The following is a 15000-nucleotide window of genomic DNA, read 5'->3' as shown; positions in this document are numbered from 1 at the left end:
CCTGTTCGCCTGATTTTGATCCTTATTGCCTGTGCGGATACATCCTCTAGCCGCTAGAGGTTCAAGCACGAAATCATGGTATAGCTTGAACTCACGCGTCTGTGAATCCGACACTTGTTTATTCCGACGGCAAAACCTACACAAACTGTATCTTTTTCATGGAGGCGAAAATGCTCACGATCGGTACTCTGTCAAAGAAGACTGGCACAAAAGTGCAGACCATCCGGTACTACGAACAGATCGGACTCATGCCCGAACCTGGCAGGACCGAAGGCGGACAGAGGCGCTACGACAATGCACAGCTTGATCGACTGTCCTTCATCCGCCACTCGCGACAACTCGGTTTCTCGCTCGATGCGATCCGCGAGCTGCTCGACCTCAGCGACCATCCCAACCGGCCCTGTGATGAGGCTGATGCCATCGCGCGTCGCCAGCTCAAACAGGTGGAGCAGCGCATGGCCCGCCTGAAGGCGCTGCGCACGGAACTGAAACGCATGGTTCACGAATGCAGCGGCGGGCGGACGGGAGATTGCAAGGTGCTTGAGGTGTTGCGGGACCATTCGGAATGCTTGACCGAACACGAGGAAATCGGGGCCTGAAGGAATTCAGCCAACAATCCGGCTGGAACGCAGATCAGCCGCAGAAGTTAATGTGTCGTACAACACAAGCTGGAACCACAAAATGGCCGCTAGACAAGATTCAATGGAGAGACGGACGCTTTGGATCGTTCTGGCGCTCAATATCGGTTTGGCCGTGGCCTTTTTCGCAACAGGCGCCTTCGGCGACTCAAGTGCCCTGATCGCCAACGGGCTCGATAACCTCTCCGACAGCTTCGTCTACGCGATCAGCCTTTTCGCTTTGTCCCGATCCGCCAAATGGAAACGCGGGGCGGCGAACGTTTCCGGCGGGCTGCTGATCCTGTTCGCTGCAGGCATCCTCTACGATGCGTGGCGCCGCTACATCGGTGGGTCAGATCCGCTCGGGACGATCATGATCGCCATGGCCCTGATCGCAGCAGCCATCAACGCGGTCTGCGTCTGGCTGCTCGCTAAGCTCAAAAATCCGGACGTCAACATCCGCGCGGCCAACACCTTCAGTTTCAACGATTTCGCCGCGAACCTTGGGATCGTCGTGGCCGGTGGCCTCGTCGCCTGGCTAGGAACCAACTGGCCGGACCTCGTCGTCGGCGTGATTGTCGCCGAGATCGCGGCCTGGGGAGGTATCGACATTCTGCGCGACGCACACGGCGAACACCACAAAGCGGTTCACACGGACAAATAGTTGCGGGAGATTCTTTCTGAAAGAAAGGATTGAAGCTACAGTGACTATAGCAATTAGTTTTGTTCCAAGACGATTCGAGGGTAAGCGTCGTCTCGACCCCACGTTGCTGCTGATGGCTTCGGCTGCGAAGTGATCTCCATCTCATGATGGGGAGTGCGTTTCGCAATGTGCGCTACAAATTCGTTTCTCAAATCGCTGGGCGTCGAGATCTACGCGTCGGGTCATCGTCGGTGGCCGGATGAAGCAAAGGCCTTGGCCGTCTCGATGACCCTGGAAGCTGGAGCGACTGTAAATGCCGTAGCGGAGCGGTTTGGCATTCTGCCCAATCAACTTTCGGCGTGGCGACGAGAGGCCAAACAGGGCAAGCTGGTGCTGCCTGCAGCCGAAGTCGAGGAACCTGTCTTTGCGCCGCTCGTCGTCTGCGAGGTCGCCGAGGAGGAAGCGCGTCCGGAGGTAACATCGCAGGCGGCCCCGATCAGGATCATTCGGGGGCTGTTGTGATCGAACTGGCGCATGACATGCCCGTCGCCCGGGTCGCTGAGATCGTCCACGCGCTCGAGGCGCATCCATGCTGATGCCCTCGCAGGGTGTGCGGATTCTGGTGGCGACGAAGCCGGTCGACTTCCGCAAAAGCCATGACGGCCTCGCGGCCCTGGTCCAGTCTACTCTGGCGGAAGATCCGTTTACCGGAACGGTCTTCGTCTTCCGCTCGAAGCGCGCCGACCGAATGAAGATCCTATTCTGGGACGGCAGCGGGCTCGTGATGGCCTACAAGCGGCTGGAAGAAAGCACTTTCACCTGGCCTGCGATCAGGGATGGGGCCATGACGCTGAACCGGGCACAGTTCGAGGCCCTGTTTGCCGGCCTGGACTGGCGCCGTGTGCGATCGCTGGAGGTGCGCAGACCAGCTGTGGCAGAGTGACTCGCCCCAGGGAATGATAGGGCATCGACGCATTTGGCGCGGTATAATCTGCGCATGTCCAACGCCCCGCCCATCGACCTGTCCGCGATCCCCGAGAGCCAGCGCGCCGCCGTTCTGGCGCTGCTGCAGGAGAATGGTGCGCTGAAGGACGCAAACCGGCGCCTCGAGCATCTCGTCGCCGAGTTGAACCATGTCGTGCATGGCAAACGGTCCGAGAAGCTGAGCGAAGACGACCGGCAGCTGGCCTTCGAAGACCTGGAAACCGCCGTCACGGAGGTCGAGGCCCGCAAGGAGCAGGCCGCGCCATCCACCACGACGCCGCGCCGGAGACGGCAGCGCAATCTCGGCCATCTGCCCGCTGATCTGCCGCGCATCGAACGTGTCATCGAACCGGCGAGCCTTGAGTGCCCGTGTGGGTGCGGCCGCATGCACCGGATCGGCGAGGATCGGACCGAGCGGCTGGACATCGTGCCCGCGCAGCTTCGGGTGCTGGTCGACATCCGGCCGAAGTATGCCTGCGGCATCTGCTCGGATGGGGTCATTCAGGCTGTCGCCGCACCCCGGCTGATCGAAGGCGGGCTGCCGACCGAAGGGTCCATCGCACATGTCCTGGTGTCCAAGTTCGCGGACCACCTGCCGTTTTACAGACAGAGCCAGATCCTTGCCCGCTCCGGCATCCAGATCGATCGCAGCACCTTGGCGGACTGGGCTGGCACAGCGGCCTTCCACCTCGGCCCCGTGGTCGACAGGCTAACCGAGCATCTCAAGTCCTCCGGCAAGTTGTTCATGGACGAGACGACCGCCCCGGTGTTGGATCCGGGCCGTGGCCGAACCAAGACCGGCTACCTCTGGGCGCTTGCCCGGGATGATCGTGGATGGGGCGGCGATGACCCGCCCGGCGTGGTCTTCACCTATCGTCCAAGCCGTGCTGGCGCCCATGCCGAGCAGATCCTGCAGGGCTTCGACGGCATCCTGCAACTGGATGGCTATACCGGTTACGATCGACTGACGCGCCCCTCCCGCAAGGGCGGCGCGCCGATCACGGTGGCCCACTGCTGGGCGCATCCGCGGCGCAAGCTGAAGGAGGTCTTCGACCGCGACGGCTCGGAAATCGCCGCCGAGGGCCTGCGCCGGATCGCTGAGCTCTACCGCATAGAGCTCGAGATCCGGGGCATGGGCCCGGGCCAACGTCTGTCGGCCCGTCAGGCCCGCAGCGCGCCCCTCGTGGCCGAGTTCGGTGATTGGCTGCAGGCACAGCGTCTGCGTATCTCGGTTAAGTCGCGCCTCGGCGAGAAACTGACCTACATCCACCGCCAGTGGGGCGGCCTGCAGACCTTCCTCCACGACGGCCGCGTCGAGATGGACTCCAACGCCGTCGAAAACCTGATCCGCCCGATCGCCCTGACAAGAAAGAACGCACTCTTCGCCGGCCACGACGAGGGCGGCCGCACCTGGGCCCGCATCGCCTCCCTGATCGCCACCGCGAAGATCAACGGCGTGGAGCCCTTCGCCTACCTCGAGGCGACCCTCGAAGCGATCACCGCCGGTCACCCCGCCAGCAGGATCGACGAGCTGATGCCCTGGAACTTCACCACGTCAAGCTGATCCCGCGTGGGGCGCAGACAGCGCTTACATTCGAGGAGCGACCCGTTGCATATGACCGACCCCCTACTTGTACCCACCAAACTACTGGATTTTGATGCCGCGCCTCTTGCGCATCTAATTGAGAACCGCAGCTGGCGCGGCTTATCCGAATACGATCGGATCGGAGCTGCCTATGATTTCGTTCGGAATGAAATCGCGTTCGGATACAATCGAGCTGACGACATCCCCGCATCGGAAGTGCTTTCCGACGGCTACGGGCAGTGCAATACCAAAGGCACGCTCTTGATGGCGCTGCTGCGTGGTGTCGGCATTCGTTGCCGGTTGCATGGGTTTACGATCCATAAAGGCTTGCAGCGCGGTGTTGTACCTGAGCTGGTGTATCCGCTTGCTCCGCAGGAAATTCTCCACTCATGGGTCGAGATCGAATTTCAAGGTGCCTGGATCAACCTTGAAGGCTTCATCCTGGATGACGCTTTCCTCAAAGTCCTGCAAACGTCTTTCTCGGACACGGACAGTCTCTGCGGTTATGGCGCGGGCACGGATTGCCTTGGCGCGCCTCCCGTCGCCTGGAACGGAGAAGATACCTACATTCAGAAAACCGGCATCGTGCAGGATTTCGGCGTGTTTGATACGCCGGACGCCTTCTATTTTTCCCATGAGCAATCCTTTGGATGGCTGCGTGGTGCCCTTTACCGTCATATCATACGCCACTGGATGAATGCGCGCGTTCGTGGTTTCCGCAGCGACCGCCTCAAGACTGACCGACGCGCGACACACGCGCATGAGGAGCCTGCCAATGCTACATGACCACGGGCACGCGCATATCGATCCGGATTCTGGCGATCGGCGGGTTGCCATCGCGATCTGGGCGAACGGGCTTCTTACCGTTGCGCAAATCGTCGGGGGCATATTGTCGGGCAGCCTGGCACTGATCGCCGATGCGCTGCACAACTTTTCCGATATGGCTTCGCTTGTCATTGCCTTCGCCGCACGCAAGATCGCGCGCCGCCCAGCCGATGAGCGCATGACCTTCGGCTATGGTCGGGTCGAAATCGTCGCAGCCCTGGTTAACTACACCACCCTGATTTTGATCGGCTTCTAACTGATCTACGAAGGTGGCATGCGCATGATTGATCCACCCGAAGTCATGGGTTGGACCGTCGTCATTCTCGGTGGAATTGCGCTTGTGGTCGACACGCTGACCGCAATGCTGACCTATTCGATGCAGAAGGGCAGCGTGAACATCCGCGCGCTTTTCCTGCATAACCTGTCGGACGCGCTTGCTTCGGTCGCGGTTATCGTCGCTGGGTCGCTGATCATCCTTTACGACATGCGTTGGGTCGATCCTGCCATCACCATCGGCATCGCCATCTACATCCTGTATCTGTCTTTCACTGAAATAGGCGGCCCAATCCGAACCCTGATGCTCGGGAGCCCGCCGGACATCGACAACGAGGCCGTCGTCGAAGCGATGCGGAAAGTCGAAGGCGTCGCCGACGTCCACCACGTCCATCTCTGGCAAATGCAAGAGCACGAGGCTGCGCTCGACTGCCATGTCGTCGTGGCAGCCGAGGGGTGGTCGAAGATTGAAGAGATCAAGAGCGCGATCAAGAAGCGGCTGAAGGGAGAATTCGGCATCAGCCATTCCAGCCTCGAATTCGAGCACGAGGATCGCGCTCATCAGAACGCCGATCTCTATGGTCACGGTAATTCGAGAGATGGGGAGGAAACTCATACTCACGAAAAAAGCTGACCGAGCATGAGGATATCATTTCCTCATTTGCGACGGCAAGTTGACGTCGACCAACGTCAAGTGGACTGATGAACCTTTGCATGAGCAACTGGCTGCGAAGGGCAGTAGGGAAGGTCTGAGGCGGATACACTACAGGGGTATCACGTCCAAGTTACAGAATGTCACTTGACCTCCCCTTGCTGGAAGGTTGTAGCAGTAACTGTATGACCTGCGTTTTTCGCTTTGTTTTGATTCTCATGCTGACCTTCGGTGCAGTGACTGCGCCGGATATGTCGTCGGCCAGTATGTCAATCACGGCTATGGCGCAGATGGAACCCACCGAAAGCGCGGATGGCCGTTGCGGCGGGTGCGATCCCACCGGATTTGCTGAGGGCACTGCCTGTGAAGGTGGGTGTCCTGTTCCTTGCGGCTCCAGCGGTACTTCTGGCCTCCTTGCCAAGATGCCGTCAGCGCGGCTCACGAGGCCTTTTGGTACTGCCGTCCGGGGTGCCGAACCTCTGATCTCACTCGGCACGAATCCGTCGCTTGATCCATTCCCTCCCAAACTGCCTGTCTGAACCTGAAACCGGCCTCGCCTGCTGCGAGGCCTGATTGTTGCCTTGGCCGAAGCTGGCTGAGTGCGACCCTTTCAGATCAAGGCAGTTGCGATGATCCTCCACAGACCGATTTCACGAAGGCACGTGCTGCACACCGGTGCCGCCTTCACAGCTCTATCCGCTCTGTCACCTGCACGAATGGCGATGGCCGATCCAACAGGGGACCCCTTCGTGCTACGCGCGGCATCCGGACAGGCCGCCCTGCGCCCGTCACCATACGGCCCGACTAATGTCTGGAGCTATAACGGGTCCGTCCCCGGCCCTGAAATCAGGGTCCGGCAGGGCGACCGTATCCGGGTTCTGGCGCAGAATGGGCTGAATGAAGGGACCACGATCCACTGGCACGGCATCCGCACGCCCAATGCGATGGACGGGGTGCCGTTCCTCACGCAGGACCCGATCCCGGCCGCTGGCGATTTCCTGTACGAATTCGATGCGCTGGATGCGGGCACGTTCTGGTATCACCCGCACCAGCGCAGTTCGGAACAGGTCGGACGTGGACTCTACGGGCCGCTGATCGTCGAGGAGGTGGACCCGATCCGCGTGGATCGTGACCTGACCTGGATGCTGGACGACTGGCGCATGACGCGGGCGGGGCAGTTGTCGGATGACTTCGGCAACCGCCATGACGCGATGCACGGCGGTCGTATTGGCAATTTCGTGACCATCAACGGTGAGATCCCCGAACGGATCTCGGTGCAATCCGGTGAGCGCATCCGCTTGCGGCTAATCAACGCGGCGAACGCGCGGATATTCGGGCTGGATTTTGGAGATTTTGAACCAGTCGTGGTCGCGCTGGACGGTCAACCCGTGACGCCCCATGCCCCTGACGGCGGGGTCGTAGTGATCGGCCCGGCGATGCGTGTCGATCTGGTAATCGACATGACCGGCAAACCCGGAGAGGCCGTCACGGTCACCGATGTCTTCTACGAAGGCCTCGAATACCGTCTGGTCGATCTCGTCTACGGGCCTGACAGGCTGCGGGACAGTGTGCCGGATTGGTCGATGGACCTGCCGCCCAACCCGCTGGCCGAACCGGACATGGCGTCGGCCGCGCGGCACCAGATCGTCTTCAACGGCGGAATGATGGGGCAGATGATGATGGGCAGCGGTATGGGGTCGATGATGGACCAGATGCGCGAGGGCAACATGTGGTTCATCAACGGAGAAGCCGCGACGGGTCATATGATGGACCCCTTGCTGGTCCTACCGCAGGGCACGTCGCACGTGTTCGAGATGGATAATCGCACCGCCTGGCACCATCCGATCCATTTTCACGGGCATTCGTTCCGTGTGATCGCCCGCAACGGACAACCGACTCGGTATCGCGAATGGCAGGACACCGTCCTGATGGCCCCCGAAGAACGGGTCGAGATCGCCTTCGCCGCGGACAATCCCGGTGACTGGATGTTCCATTGCCACATTCTGGAACACCAGGCGGCGGGCATGATGGGCGTCATCCGTGTCGAACCTGGCACGACCAAAACCTGAAACTCACACACTTAGGACCATGAAAATGAATGAACCGATAAAGAAGATACTTGGATTTGCCAGCCTCGGCACGGCAGGTGCCGTCGCCGTCCTTGCGATGAGCCTGAATGCGGCGCCTGCCGCGGCGCAGGAGATCACGCTCTACAAGAACCCACAATGCGGATGTTGCGAGAGCTACGCGGACTATCTGCGCGAGAACGGTTTCACGGTGGAGGTGAAGCCGACCCACGACCTGGCGCAGATCAGCCGCGATGCGGGCATCCGGGATGACTTCCAAGGCTGCCATACAGCCTTTTTGGACGATTACGTCGTCAGCGGCCACGTGCCGATTGATGTCGTCAACAGGCTGCTGGAAGAGCGCCCGGAAATTGCCGGTGTGACTCTTCCCGGCATGCCATTGGGGTCGCCGGGTATGGGCGGCGCGAAACAGGAGCCCTTCAAGATTTACACCGTCGAAGAAGGTGTGAGCCCGACCGTCTATGCTGTCGAATGATCAATCGCGCGGTCTGGTGCGAACCCGTGTCAGACCGGCTTCAAGGGAAAACAATGGATGGAATGCATGATGATGGACGGTGGAATGATGGGCGGCGGCATGATGATTGCGATGGGCCTCGTCTGGTTGCTGATCGTGGGTGTGCTGGTGCTCGCGGCGATCGCCTTGGTCAAATACATCCGCTCGGACAGCGGAAAATAGAAATGTGCCAGAATGCGGATTGAGGGTGCCAGCAGCGGCGACAGCCTGTTGTCGATGGGATTGGTCTGGGCGCTTTGCGTCCTGCTTGTCCTGTCGCTGCTCGCGGCACTTTTCATTCTCTGTATGTGGTTCGCAACAAGAAGGTGGAAGTGCCGTGAAAAACACCATTAGGCTCGCTGCCGTCCTGCTCGCCACAACGGTTTTGCCAGTAGCAGCGCAGAGCGACGTGCTCATGGGCGAGCGCCTTTATCAAGAGAATTGTGCCAGTTGCCATGGGGCAAACCTGGAGGGGCAACCAGATTGGCGCACACGATTGCCGAACGGCAGGTTGCCTGCCCCGCCGCACGATGCCTCCGGCCATACCTGGCATCACCCCGACCGCGTATTGCTCGACATCGTGAAACGCGGACCGGCGGCGATTGTCGGGAACGGGTACGAAAGCGACATGCCCGGATATGAGGATGTGCTGACAGACGATGAGATCACGGCGATCCTCGACTACATCAAAAGCACATGGTCCGACCGGATCCGCGCGTCGCAGGAAAACCGATCCGTTGCCGATGAGCAGGCGCAGCCATGACGGAAGAGGTCGAGGGAAATGCCGACCCTGTGTCGCGACGCGGTATCTCCGGGTTCGTGCTGGTGCCGCTGATAGCTTTTGCCCTCATGGTCCTGTTCGGTTGGGGGCTTTTCAGAGGTGGCGACGACTTGCCGTCGGCACTTCTCGGCAAACCCGTGCCCGACTTCGCGCTGCCCCCGGTGCTCGGCCAAGAAGAAGGTCTTTCGACGCAGGACCTGATCGGACACGTGTCACTGGTGAACGTCTTTGCCTCGTGGTGTGTGCCCTGCCGTGCCGAACATCCGCTGTTCATGGAGTTGAGCGCAACCGGTGAGGTGCCGCTTTACGGAATCAACTACAAGGACCCGCCCGATCAGGCGCGCGCCTGGCTCGACGAGTTGGGTGATCCCTACGCGCGCATCGGGGCCGATATCAACGGACGCGCCGGTATCGAATGGGGCGTCTATGGCGTGCCCGAAACCTACGTCATCGCCGATGGCACGGTCGCCTACCGCCATGTCGGTCCGATCACGCGAGCGATCCTGCAGGATACGTTGCTGCCGATCGTCCGTGACCTCAAAACCCAATCCGCCAAGGAGACAACGCCATGAAAAATCTGAAACCGGCGCTGATCGCCTGGGCACTGTCCGTCGGCGCGGCTTTCGCGACACCGCAAGGGTTTGCACTTCACGACACCCCGCAGCCTGTCGCCAATGTGCGCTACGAGAAAGATGACGGCAGCCGCGGAGACATGGAAGATTTTCGCGGCAAAGTGATCCTCGTGAATGTCTGGGCAACCTGGTGCGTCCCCTGCCGCGAAGAGATGCCGAGGCTCGATGCGCTTCAGGCGGAACTTGGCGGCGACGACTTCGAAGTGGTTGCCCTTTCCATCGACCGGGCCGGATCACAAATCGTTCGGCGTTTCTACGACGAGATCGGTGTCACCAATCTCAATATGTATGTCGACCAGACCATGCTTTCGATGACCGCGCTGCGCACCGTTGGCCTGCCGACGACGATCCTGATCGACGCGCAGGGGCGGGAGCTCGGGCGACTGGTCGGCCCGGCCGAATGGGATGATCCCGAGATGGTGTCCTTTTTGCGAAGCTTTATTGAATGAATCCCAGCAAAAGTCCACTGCTCACCCTTGACCTTCCAGTTACTGGAATGACTAGCTTTTAATCATCGAAAGGACTCTCTGGATGACCGAAATATCACCTTCCAACATTGCGGGTGCCGCCAACATCGAAAGCGCAGGGAATTGGCCCAGGTGGTTGACGCGCAGACGATTGCTGTTCGTCGGTGCGGCAACCGTGATGGGGGGCGGCATGGCCCTGAACTGGGGATGGCTCACCGCGATCGGGCTCGCGCATGTTCTGGTCTCGCTGGCCCCCTGTGCCGCGATGTGCGGCCTGGGTCTGTGCATGAAGGGCGGGTCCGGAAAGGGCTGCTCCAAATCGCCAGAGGGGGCGTCTTCCGACTGAGTTCTTTCGATAACCACACGATCAACCCAAGGAGAAAACCATGAGAAAAACACTTACAACTTTCGTCGTTGCGACGGCCCTTACCGCAAGTGCATTTGCCGTCAGCGCCCAGGAACAGACCACGCCGGAAACGGGCGAAATTATGCAGAATGAGGGGGCCATGCAAGGCGGCATGATGGACGGCGACATGATGGGCATGATGAAGATGATGGCCGAAATGAAACCCATGATGGAAGCCTGCACCGAGATGATGGCGTCCATGACCGAGAATATGGACGGCGGCATGATGCCGTCGGAAAAGTCTGACGGCTAGATTTGCCCAAATGCCTGTCGGTCAACGGATCGGCAGGCATTTATTGTAAGGATACAAGAATTGACAGCACTGACACGGCGCGCCGCTTTAGCGATACTCGCGGCCACGATTTCGTCTCCGGCCTTCGCCAATCATCCGGGGGAAAACCTGGATGCGCGCATGTTCGAGATGGAGCCCTACTTCCAAGCCATCGATGCAGCGCAGGCTCCGGGTTTCGAGCTGCAGGATTCCGAGGGGAATCCCGTGCGCCTGTCGGATTTCAGCGACAAGGTGGTCATCCTTCATTTCATCTATGCCAACTGCCCGGATATCTGCCCGCTCCATGCGGAAAAGATCGCGGCGGTCCAGGCTTCGATCAACGACGGGCCGATGAAGGAGCTAGTGCAGTTCATCTCGATCACGACCGATCCTGTGAACGACACGCCAGACGTGTTGCGCGATTACTCGGACCGGCATGGGCTCGATCCAAGCAATTGGGTTATTCTAACCAAACGTCCCGATCAGACTGAAAATGCAACGCGCGTTCTGGCGCGGGACTATGGGCTGGAGTTCACGATGACCGCCGACAGCGACATGATGATGCACGGAGCGGTCACCCATGTTGTGGACATCGGCGGGCGGTTCGCTGCAAAATTCCATGGCATGGACTTCAAGAACGTGAACCTGATCCTCTATGTCAGCGAGTTGATCAACAACGCCCAGCATCGACGCCGGGAGCCCAGCTGGTGGGACCGGCTGACAGGTGTGTTTCAATGAGTGTCGTCGCGACTGGCGTCAGGCTGTCCTCGACAGACGGAATTTCCCTGACAGCTCTGCGTCGGTATTTTGCGGTGATCATCCCGGCCAACTTGATCTGGGAGTTCGCGCATATGCCGCTCTACACGATATGGGACGAGGGCACCTGGGGTGAGATTGTCTTCGCAGCCGTCCATTGCACGGGTGGCGATATCCTGATCGCCATGAGCGCGCTGATGCTTGCCCTCATGCTGTCGGGCCGGGGCTGGCCCCTGGTCGCCTCGACGCGGCGGTCTGTGACCGTCCTGACGGTGGCGTTCGGGCTCGGATACACGCTGTTCAGCGAATGGCTCAACATCGTGATCCGCGCCGCCTGGGCCTATTCGGACCTGATGCCAATCATTCCGGTCCTCGATGCGGGCCTGTCACCTGTGTTGCAATGGATCGTGGTCCCGCTGGTCGCGTTCTGGTGGGCCGTGTGGCCCTTCAGCACCGAGCGTGACGCGTGATGGACATCTCCGGCATCGGCATCTTCGCGGCCTTCCTGGCGGGGGCCATTTCGTTCCTGTCGCCTTGCGTCCTGCCGCTTGTGCCGGGCTATGTCTCGTACATCGCAGGGCAGCCGGATTTGCGCATGACGCGGTCGGTCGGCTTGCGGGCGCGCGCCGGGGCGCTCGGGTTGAGTGCCTGCTTTGTCTTGGGCTTTTCGACGGTCTTCGTCGCACTTGGAGCCGGGGCCAGCGCGCTCGGATCGCTGCTGCTGACATGGCGCACCGAGCTGAATTATTTGGGCGGCGCGATCATCATTCTGTTCGGACTGTTCATGGTGGGTATCTTTCGTCTGGATGCGTTCTCGCGCGATACCCGCTTCAATCTCGACATTGCCGGCGGTCGCCCGTTTGGGGCCTACGTGCTGGGACTGGCCTTCGCCTTTGGCTGGACACCTTGCATCGGACCGATCCTCGGCGCGATCCTGACACTCAGTTCGACCTCCGGCGGCATGTCGGACGGCATCTGGCTGCTGTCGATCTATTCCGCTGGTCTGGGGGTGCCTTTCCTGCTGGCTGCGCTGTTCACCGACGCCATCGCCGCGCGGGTAAGGCAGATCGGCAAGGCCGGTCGCTGGCTCTACAAGGGCGCGGGTGTTGCCATGATCATCATGGGAGTTGCCATCATGACCGGGCAATTGTCCCGGTTTGCATATTGGCTGCTGGGGACGTTTCCCTTTCTCGCGACAATCGGCTGACGAACTTCGAACCAGTTCTTGGCGCGATGGCTGGTAAGTGGCGATCATCTCCACCAGTCAAAAAGGTCGTACACGCCGCGCCTCTGTAGAGGTCGCGGGGCCGTCAACCGATCAGGTAGACCCGGATCGGCATCCAGATACCCATGACCATCATCATCAGGTTCTCGGTGAGCGAGACGAACCCTAGTGGCACGTTGCTGTCTCCCCCGACGCAGGCGCATTTCAACTCGCGCCTTTCGATGTACACGGCCTTGAAGACCGAAACCGCGCCGACGGTGCCGATGAACAAGGCCACGGGTGCCGACAGCCAGGTGAGCGCCCCGGCGACCATGAGGATACCGGCGAAGGCCTCTCCGAAGGGATAGAGATAGCCGTAGCGCACCCAGCGGCGCGCCAGCAGGTCGTAATTCAGGAACATGGTCGAAAAGCTCTCGACATCCTGAAGCTTCTGCACTGCAAGCAAGCACATCGAGATCGAGACGAACCATTCCAGCGCGCGCAGGCTGAGGATGGTTCCAAAGCTGTACCATGACAGGCCGAGCGCCATCAGAAACGCGACGGCAAAGATCGCGATCACCGGCTGATAGGAGGTGTCCGAGCGCTCGCTTTCCGGCGCGTCGAGGCCGAAATGGACCCGCAGATCGTCGTAGCCGCCAATCCGCTTGTCGCCGATCCAGGTCTGCGGCGTGGTCTCGACCCCGTGCTTTTCCATGAAGGCATCAGTTTCCTCACGTGTCGTCAGGTGATGATCCTCGACCTCGTACCCTTCCCGTTCAAGCAGGTCTTTGGACTTGAGACCATAAGGGCAAAGATGATCCTGCATGACCATCCGGTAGAGTTGGGCTGATTTCGATGCGTCTTTCGGCATGGTGTTTCCTCCAGTTTCTGATTCAGGCACCGCAACCGTAATATCCGCGATACCCTGCACGCAGACCGGACCCAAGTTCGAGAACGAGATCGGCGTCCTGCATTTCGCCACTATTTGCGTCCAATGTGCCGGGTCCGCTCGGCGCGCTCAACGCCACTGTCATGCCTTCCGTGCCCCAAGTGCTTCCGGCGTCGCCAGCCTCCAGCCGCACCAGATCGCCGCTGATCTTGGCGAGAGCTACACTCCCACCGTCGATGCGGCCCACCGCCAGCGCAGGCCTGATAGTGGTGGTGTAGGTGAACGTGCACGCGGCGCCGCCGGGAAACATCTGCGCAATGTCCTCCGAAGTAAGAAATTCGAGGTCGAGAATGGCGACTTCCGGGGTTGATAGCGCCTCGTCGAGGCTCACGATCTGCGCCGGTCCGCTTTCTGACTGTGCCGGACTGTCACCGTTGGCGTCGATATCGTTCACCAGATAACGCATCTCGGCGATTTCCTTGTCCTGCGCATAGATGATCTCATCCGCCAGCTTGCGCACGCGCGGGTCCGAGATATCGGCGCGGCTGGAGGTCATGATCGCGATCGAGTGGTGCGGGATCATTGCCCGCATGTAGCTGGTGTCGCCCACCGTCACTTGGCTGCGGACCAGCCAAAGCGAGGCGGCAAAGACCACAGCGGCACCGATGAAGATGGCGGCGTTAGCCATCTTGCTGGAATACATCGACAGCATGAAGCCCAGCATGATAATCGCCATGGTGGCACCCATCAGGAGAGCCATGTAGGCCCGCGTTTCCGACCAAAACACATGCGTCCAGAGGTAGGTATTGAGATACATCAGACCGAACATGACGACGGTAGATGTGGCGATCATCGCGAAAAAGCGGCCATATGACATGAAGTTGTCCTCTCTCGAAATCGTGAAGTCTAGAGGTGGAACAACTTTCCCGAGCTGGAATGTTCCGAAATAGCTGCAGCCAGTCGCACCTTATGGGTGGCGCGGCCCGCTGGGGGACAGATCGAAGCCCGCTTAATCCGCTGCCCTTGCGGTCCGGGTCTTACCCTCTTCCATCGCCAGATCTGCGAGAATCGGGCAATCAGGCCTGTGATCGCCAGCGCAGGCATCGACAAGGTGCGACAACGTCGCGCGCATCTCGGTCAGTTCTGCGATTTTCCGGTCGATCCGGTCGAGGTGTTCCTCGGCGATCTGCTTGACCTCCGCGCTGGCGCGGTCGGTATCGGCATAGAGTTTCAGCAGGCTCCGGCAGTCCTCGATGGTGAAGCCAAGCGCACGCGCTCGCCCAAGAAACGCCAGCTTGTGGACGTCGCTCTGCCGAAAGCTGCGATAACCGTTCGCGCTGCGCAGCGGCTCGACCAGCCCGATGTCCTCGTAGTAGCGGATGGTCTTCGCAGGAAGGCCGGACAGATCGGCCACGTCTCCGATATTCATGATCGT

20 protein-coding genes and 1 pseudogene are annotated in these 15000 nt (G+C 60.2%); 18 read left to right on the top strand and 3 right to left on the bottom strand.

What is annotated here, in order from left to right; translation table 11 throughout:
- Positions 1-170: 170 nt before the first annotated feature.
- The 18 genes and pseudogenes from ACFO5X_RS18985 (at position 171) to ACFO5X_RS18900 (ending at position 12679) form a co-directional block, all read left to right on the top strand.
- Positions 171-599: a MerR family transcriptional regulator gene (locus ACFO5X_RS18985; RefSeq protein WP_013959865.1), complete on the top strand. Its 429-nt coding sequence runs from the start codon at positions 171-173 to the stop codon at positions 597-599.
- A 103-nt stretch (positions 600-702) separates the two neighbouring features.
- On the top strand, positions 703-1281 hold the full coding sequence (locus ACFO5X_RS18980; RefSeq protein WP_380719907.1) for a cation efflux transmembrane domain-containing protein: 579 nt from the start codon (positions 703-705) through the stop codon (positions 1279-1281).
- Positions 1282-1434: 153 nt separating this feature from the next.
- On the top strand, positions 1435-1782 hold the full coding sequence (locus ACFO5X_RS18975) for a transposase (RefSeq protein WP_271690353.1): 348 nt from the start codon (positions 1435-1437) through the stop codon (positions 1780-1782).
- 67 nt (positions 1783-1849) lie between these two features.
- On the top strand, positions 1850-2203 hold the full coding sequence (tnpB, locus tag ACFO5X_RS18970; protein WP_271690354.1) for an IS66 family insertion sequence element accessory protein TnpB: 354 nt from the start codon (positions 1850-1852) through the stop codon (positions 2201-2203).
- Positions 2204-2257: 54 nt separating this feature from the next.
- The gene (gene tnpC / locus ACFO5X_RS18965; protein WP_380720122.1) at positions 2258-3808 is read left to right on the top strand and encodes an IS66 family transposase; all 1551 of its coding nucleotides are present in this window, start codon (positions 2258-2260) and stop codon (positions 3806-3808) included.
- 51 nt (positions 3809-3859) lie between these two features.
- Positions 3860-4615, top strand: coding sequence for a transglutaminase-like domain-containing protein (locus ACFO5X_RS18960; RefSeq protein ID WP_100161091.1), 756 nt, complete (start codon positions 3860-3862; stop codon positions 4613-4615).
- Positions 4605-5561, top strand: a pseudogene (locus ACFO5X_RS18955) (cation diffusion facilitator family transporter). Before ACFO5X_RS18960 ends, ACFO5X_RS18955 begins: the two are co-directional and overlap by 11 nt.
- A 740-nt stretch (positions 5562-6301) precedes the next feature.
- On the top strand, positions 6302-7648 hold the full coding sequence (locus tag ACFO5X_RS18950) for a multicopper oxidase family protein (protein WP_380719904.1): 1347 nt from the start codon (positions 6302-6304) through the stop codon (positions 7646-7648).
- Between the two features lie 25 nt (positions 7649-7673).
- Positions 7674-8141 (top strand): DUF411 domain-containing protein, encoded by a 468-nt coding sequence (locus ACFO5X_RS18945; RefSeq protein ID WP_380719902.1) that lies wholly within the window; start codon positions 7674-7676, stop codon positions 8139-8141.
- A 66-nt stretch (positions 8142-8207) separates the two neighbouring features.
- On the top strand, positions 8208-8342 hold the full coding sequence (locus tag ACFO5X_RS18940) for a hypothetical protein (RefSeq protein WP_009503829.1): 135 nt from the start codon (positions 8208-8210) through the stop codon (positions 8340-8342).
- Between the two features lie 154 nt (positions 8343-8496).
- Positions 8497-8922: a c-type cytochrome gene (locus ACFO5X_RS18935; protein WP_380719899.1), complete on the top strand. Its 426-nt coding sequence runs from the start codon at positions 8497-8499 to the stop codon at positions 8920-8922.
- Positions 8919-9512, top strand: coding sequence for a DsbE family thiol:disulfide interchange protein (locus ACFO5X_RS18930; protein WP_380719897.1), 594 nt, complete (start codon positions 8919-8921; stop codon positions 9510-9512). Before ACFO5X_RS18935 ends, ACFO5X_RS18930 begins: the two co-directional genes overlap by 4 nt.
- Positions 9509-10021 carry a TlpA family protein disulfide reductase gene (locus tag ACFO5X_RS18925; RefSeq protein WP_380719895.1) on the top strand — a complete coding sequence of 171 codons (513 nt, stop codon included), beginning with the start codon at positions 9509-9511 and terminating at the stop codon, positions 10019-10021. Before ACFO5X_RS18930 ends, ACFO5X_RS18925 begins: the two co-directional genes overlap by 4 nt.
- Positions 10022-10229: 208 nt before the next feature.
- Positions 10230-10385: a hypothetical protein gene (locus ACFO5X_RS18920; protein WP_380719893.1), complete on the top strand. Its 156-nt coding sequence runs from the start codon at positions 10230-10232 to the stop codon at positions 10383-10385.
- A 40-nt stretch (positions 10386-10425) separates the two neighbouring features.
- Entirely contained in the window at positions 10426-10698 is a 273-nt protein-coding gene (locus ACFO5X_RS18915) for a hypothetical protein (protein WP_380719891.1), read from the top strand.
- Between the two features lie 60 nt (positions 10699-10758).
- A complete protein-coding gene (locus tag ACFO5X_RS18910) occupies positions 10759-11454 on the top strand; it encodes an SCO family protein (protein WP_203595585.1) in 696 nt (231 codons plus the stop codon).
- Positions 11451-11942 carry a hypothetical protein gene (locus ACFO5X_RS18905; protein ID WP_380719887.1) on the top strand — a complete coding sequence of 164 codons (492 nt, stop codon included), beginning with the start codon at positions 11451-11453 and terminating at the stop codon, positions 11940-11942. Before ACFO5X_RS18910 ends, ACFO5X_RS18905 begins: the two co-directional genes overlap by 4 nt.
- Positions 11942-12679 (top strand): cytochrome c biogenesis CcdA family protein, encoded by a 738-nt coding sequence (locus tag ACFO5X_RS18900; protein ID WP_380720120.1) that lies wholly within the window; start codon positions 11942-11944, stop codon positions 12677-12679. Before ACFO5X_RS18905 ends, ACFO5X_RS18900 begins: the two co-directional genes overlap by 1 nt.
- A 103-nt stretch (positions 12680-12782) precedes the next feature.
- Here ACFO5X_RS18900 and ACFO5X_RS18895 read toward each other — a convergent pair whose 3' ends face one another.
- The 3 genes from ACFO5X_RS18895 to cueR form a co-directional block, all read right to left on the bottom strand.
- A complete protein-coding gene (locus tag ACFO5X_RS18895; protein ID WP_380719885.1) occupies positions 12783-13547 on the bottom strand; it encodes a MauE/DoxX family redox-associated membrane protein in 765 nt (254 codons plus the stop codon).
- Between the two features lie 22 nt (positions 13548-13569).
- A complete protein-coding gene (locus ACFO5X_RS18890) occupies positions 13570-14442 on the bottom strand; it encodes a DUF305 domain-containing protein (RefSeq protein WP_380719883.1) in 873 nt (290 codons plus the stop codon).
- 132 nt (positions 14443-14574) lie between these two features.
- Entirely contained in the window at positions 14575-14994 is a 420-nt protein-coding gene (gene cueR / locus ACFO5X_RS18885; protein WP_111734050.1) for a Cu(I)-responsive transcriptional regulator, read from the bottom strand.
- Positions 14995-15000 lie beyond the last annotated feature (6 nt).

Origin of the sequence: Seohaeicola nanhaiensis, from assembly GCF_042654245.1 — a bacterium.
Taxonomy (GTDB): Bacteria; Pseudomonadota; Alphaproteobacteria; order Rhodobacterales; family Rhodobacteraceae; genus Seohaeicola_A; species Seohaeicola_A nanhaiensis.
The sequence above is the reverse complement of the archived record's forward strand: the minus strand, read 5'-3'. Positions and strand labels throughout refer to the sequence as shown.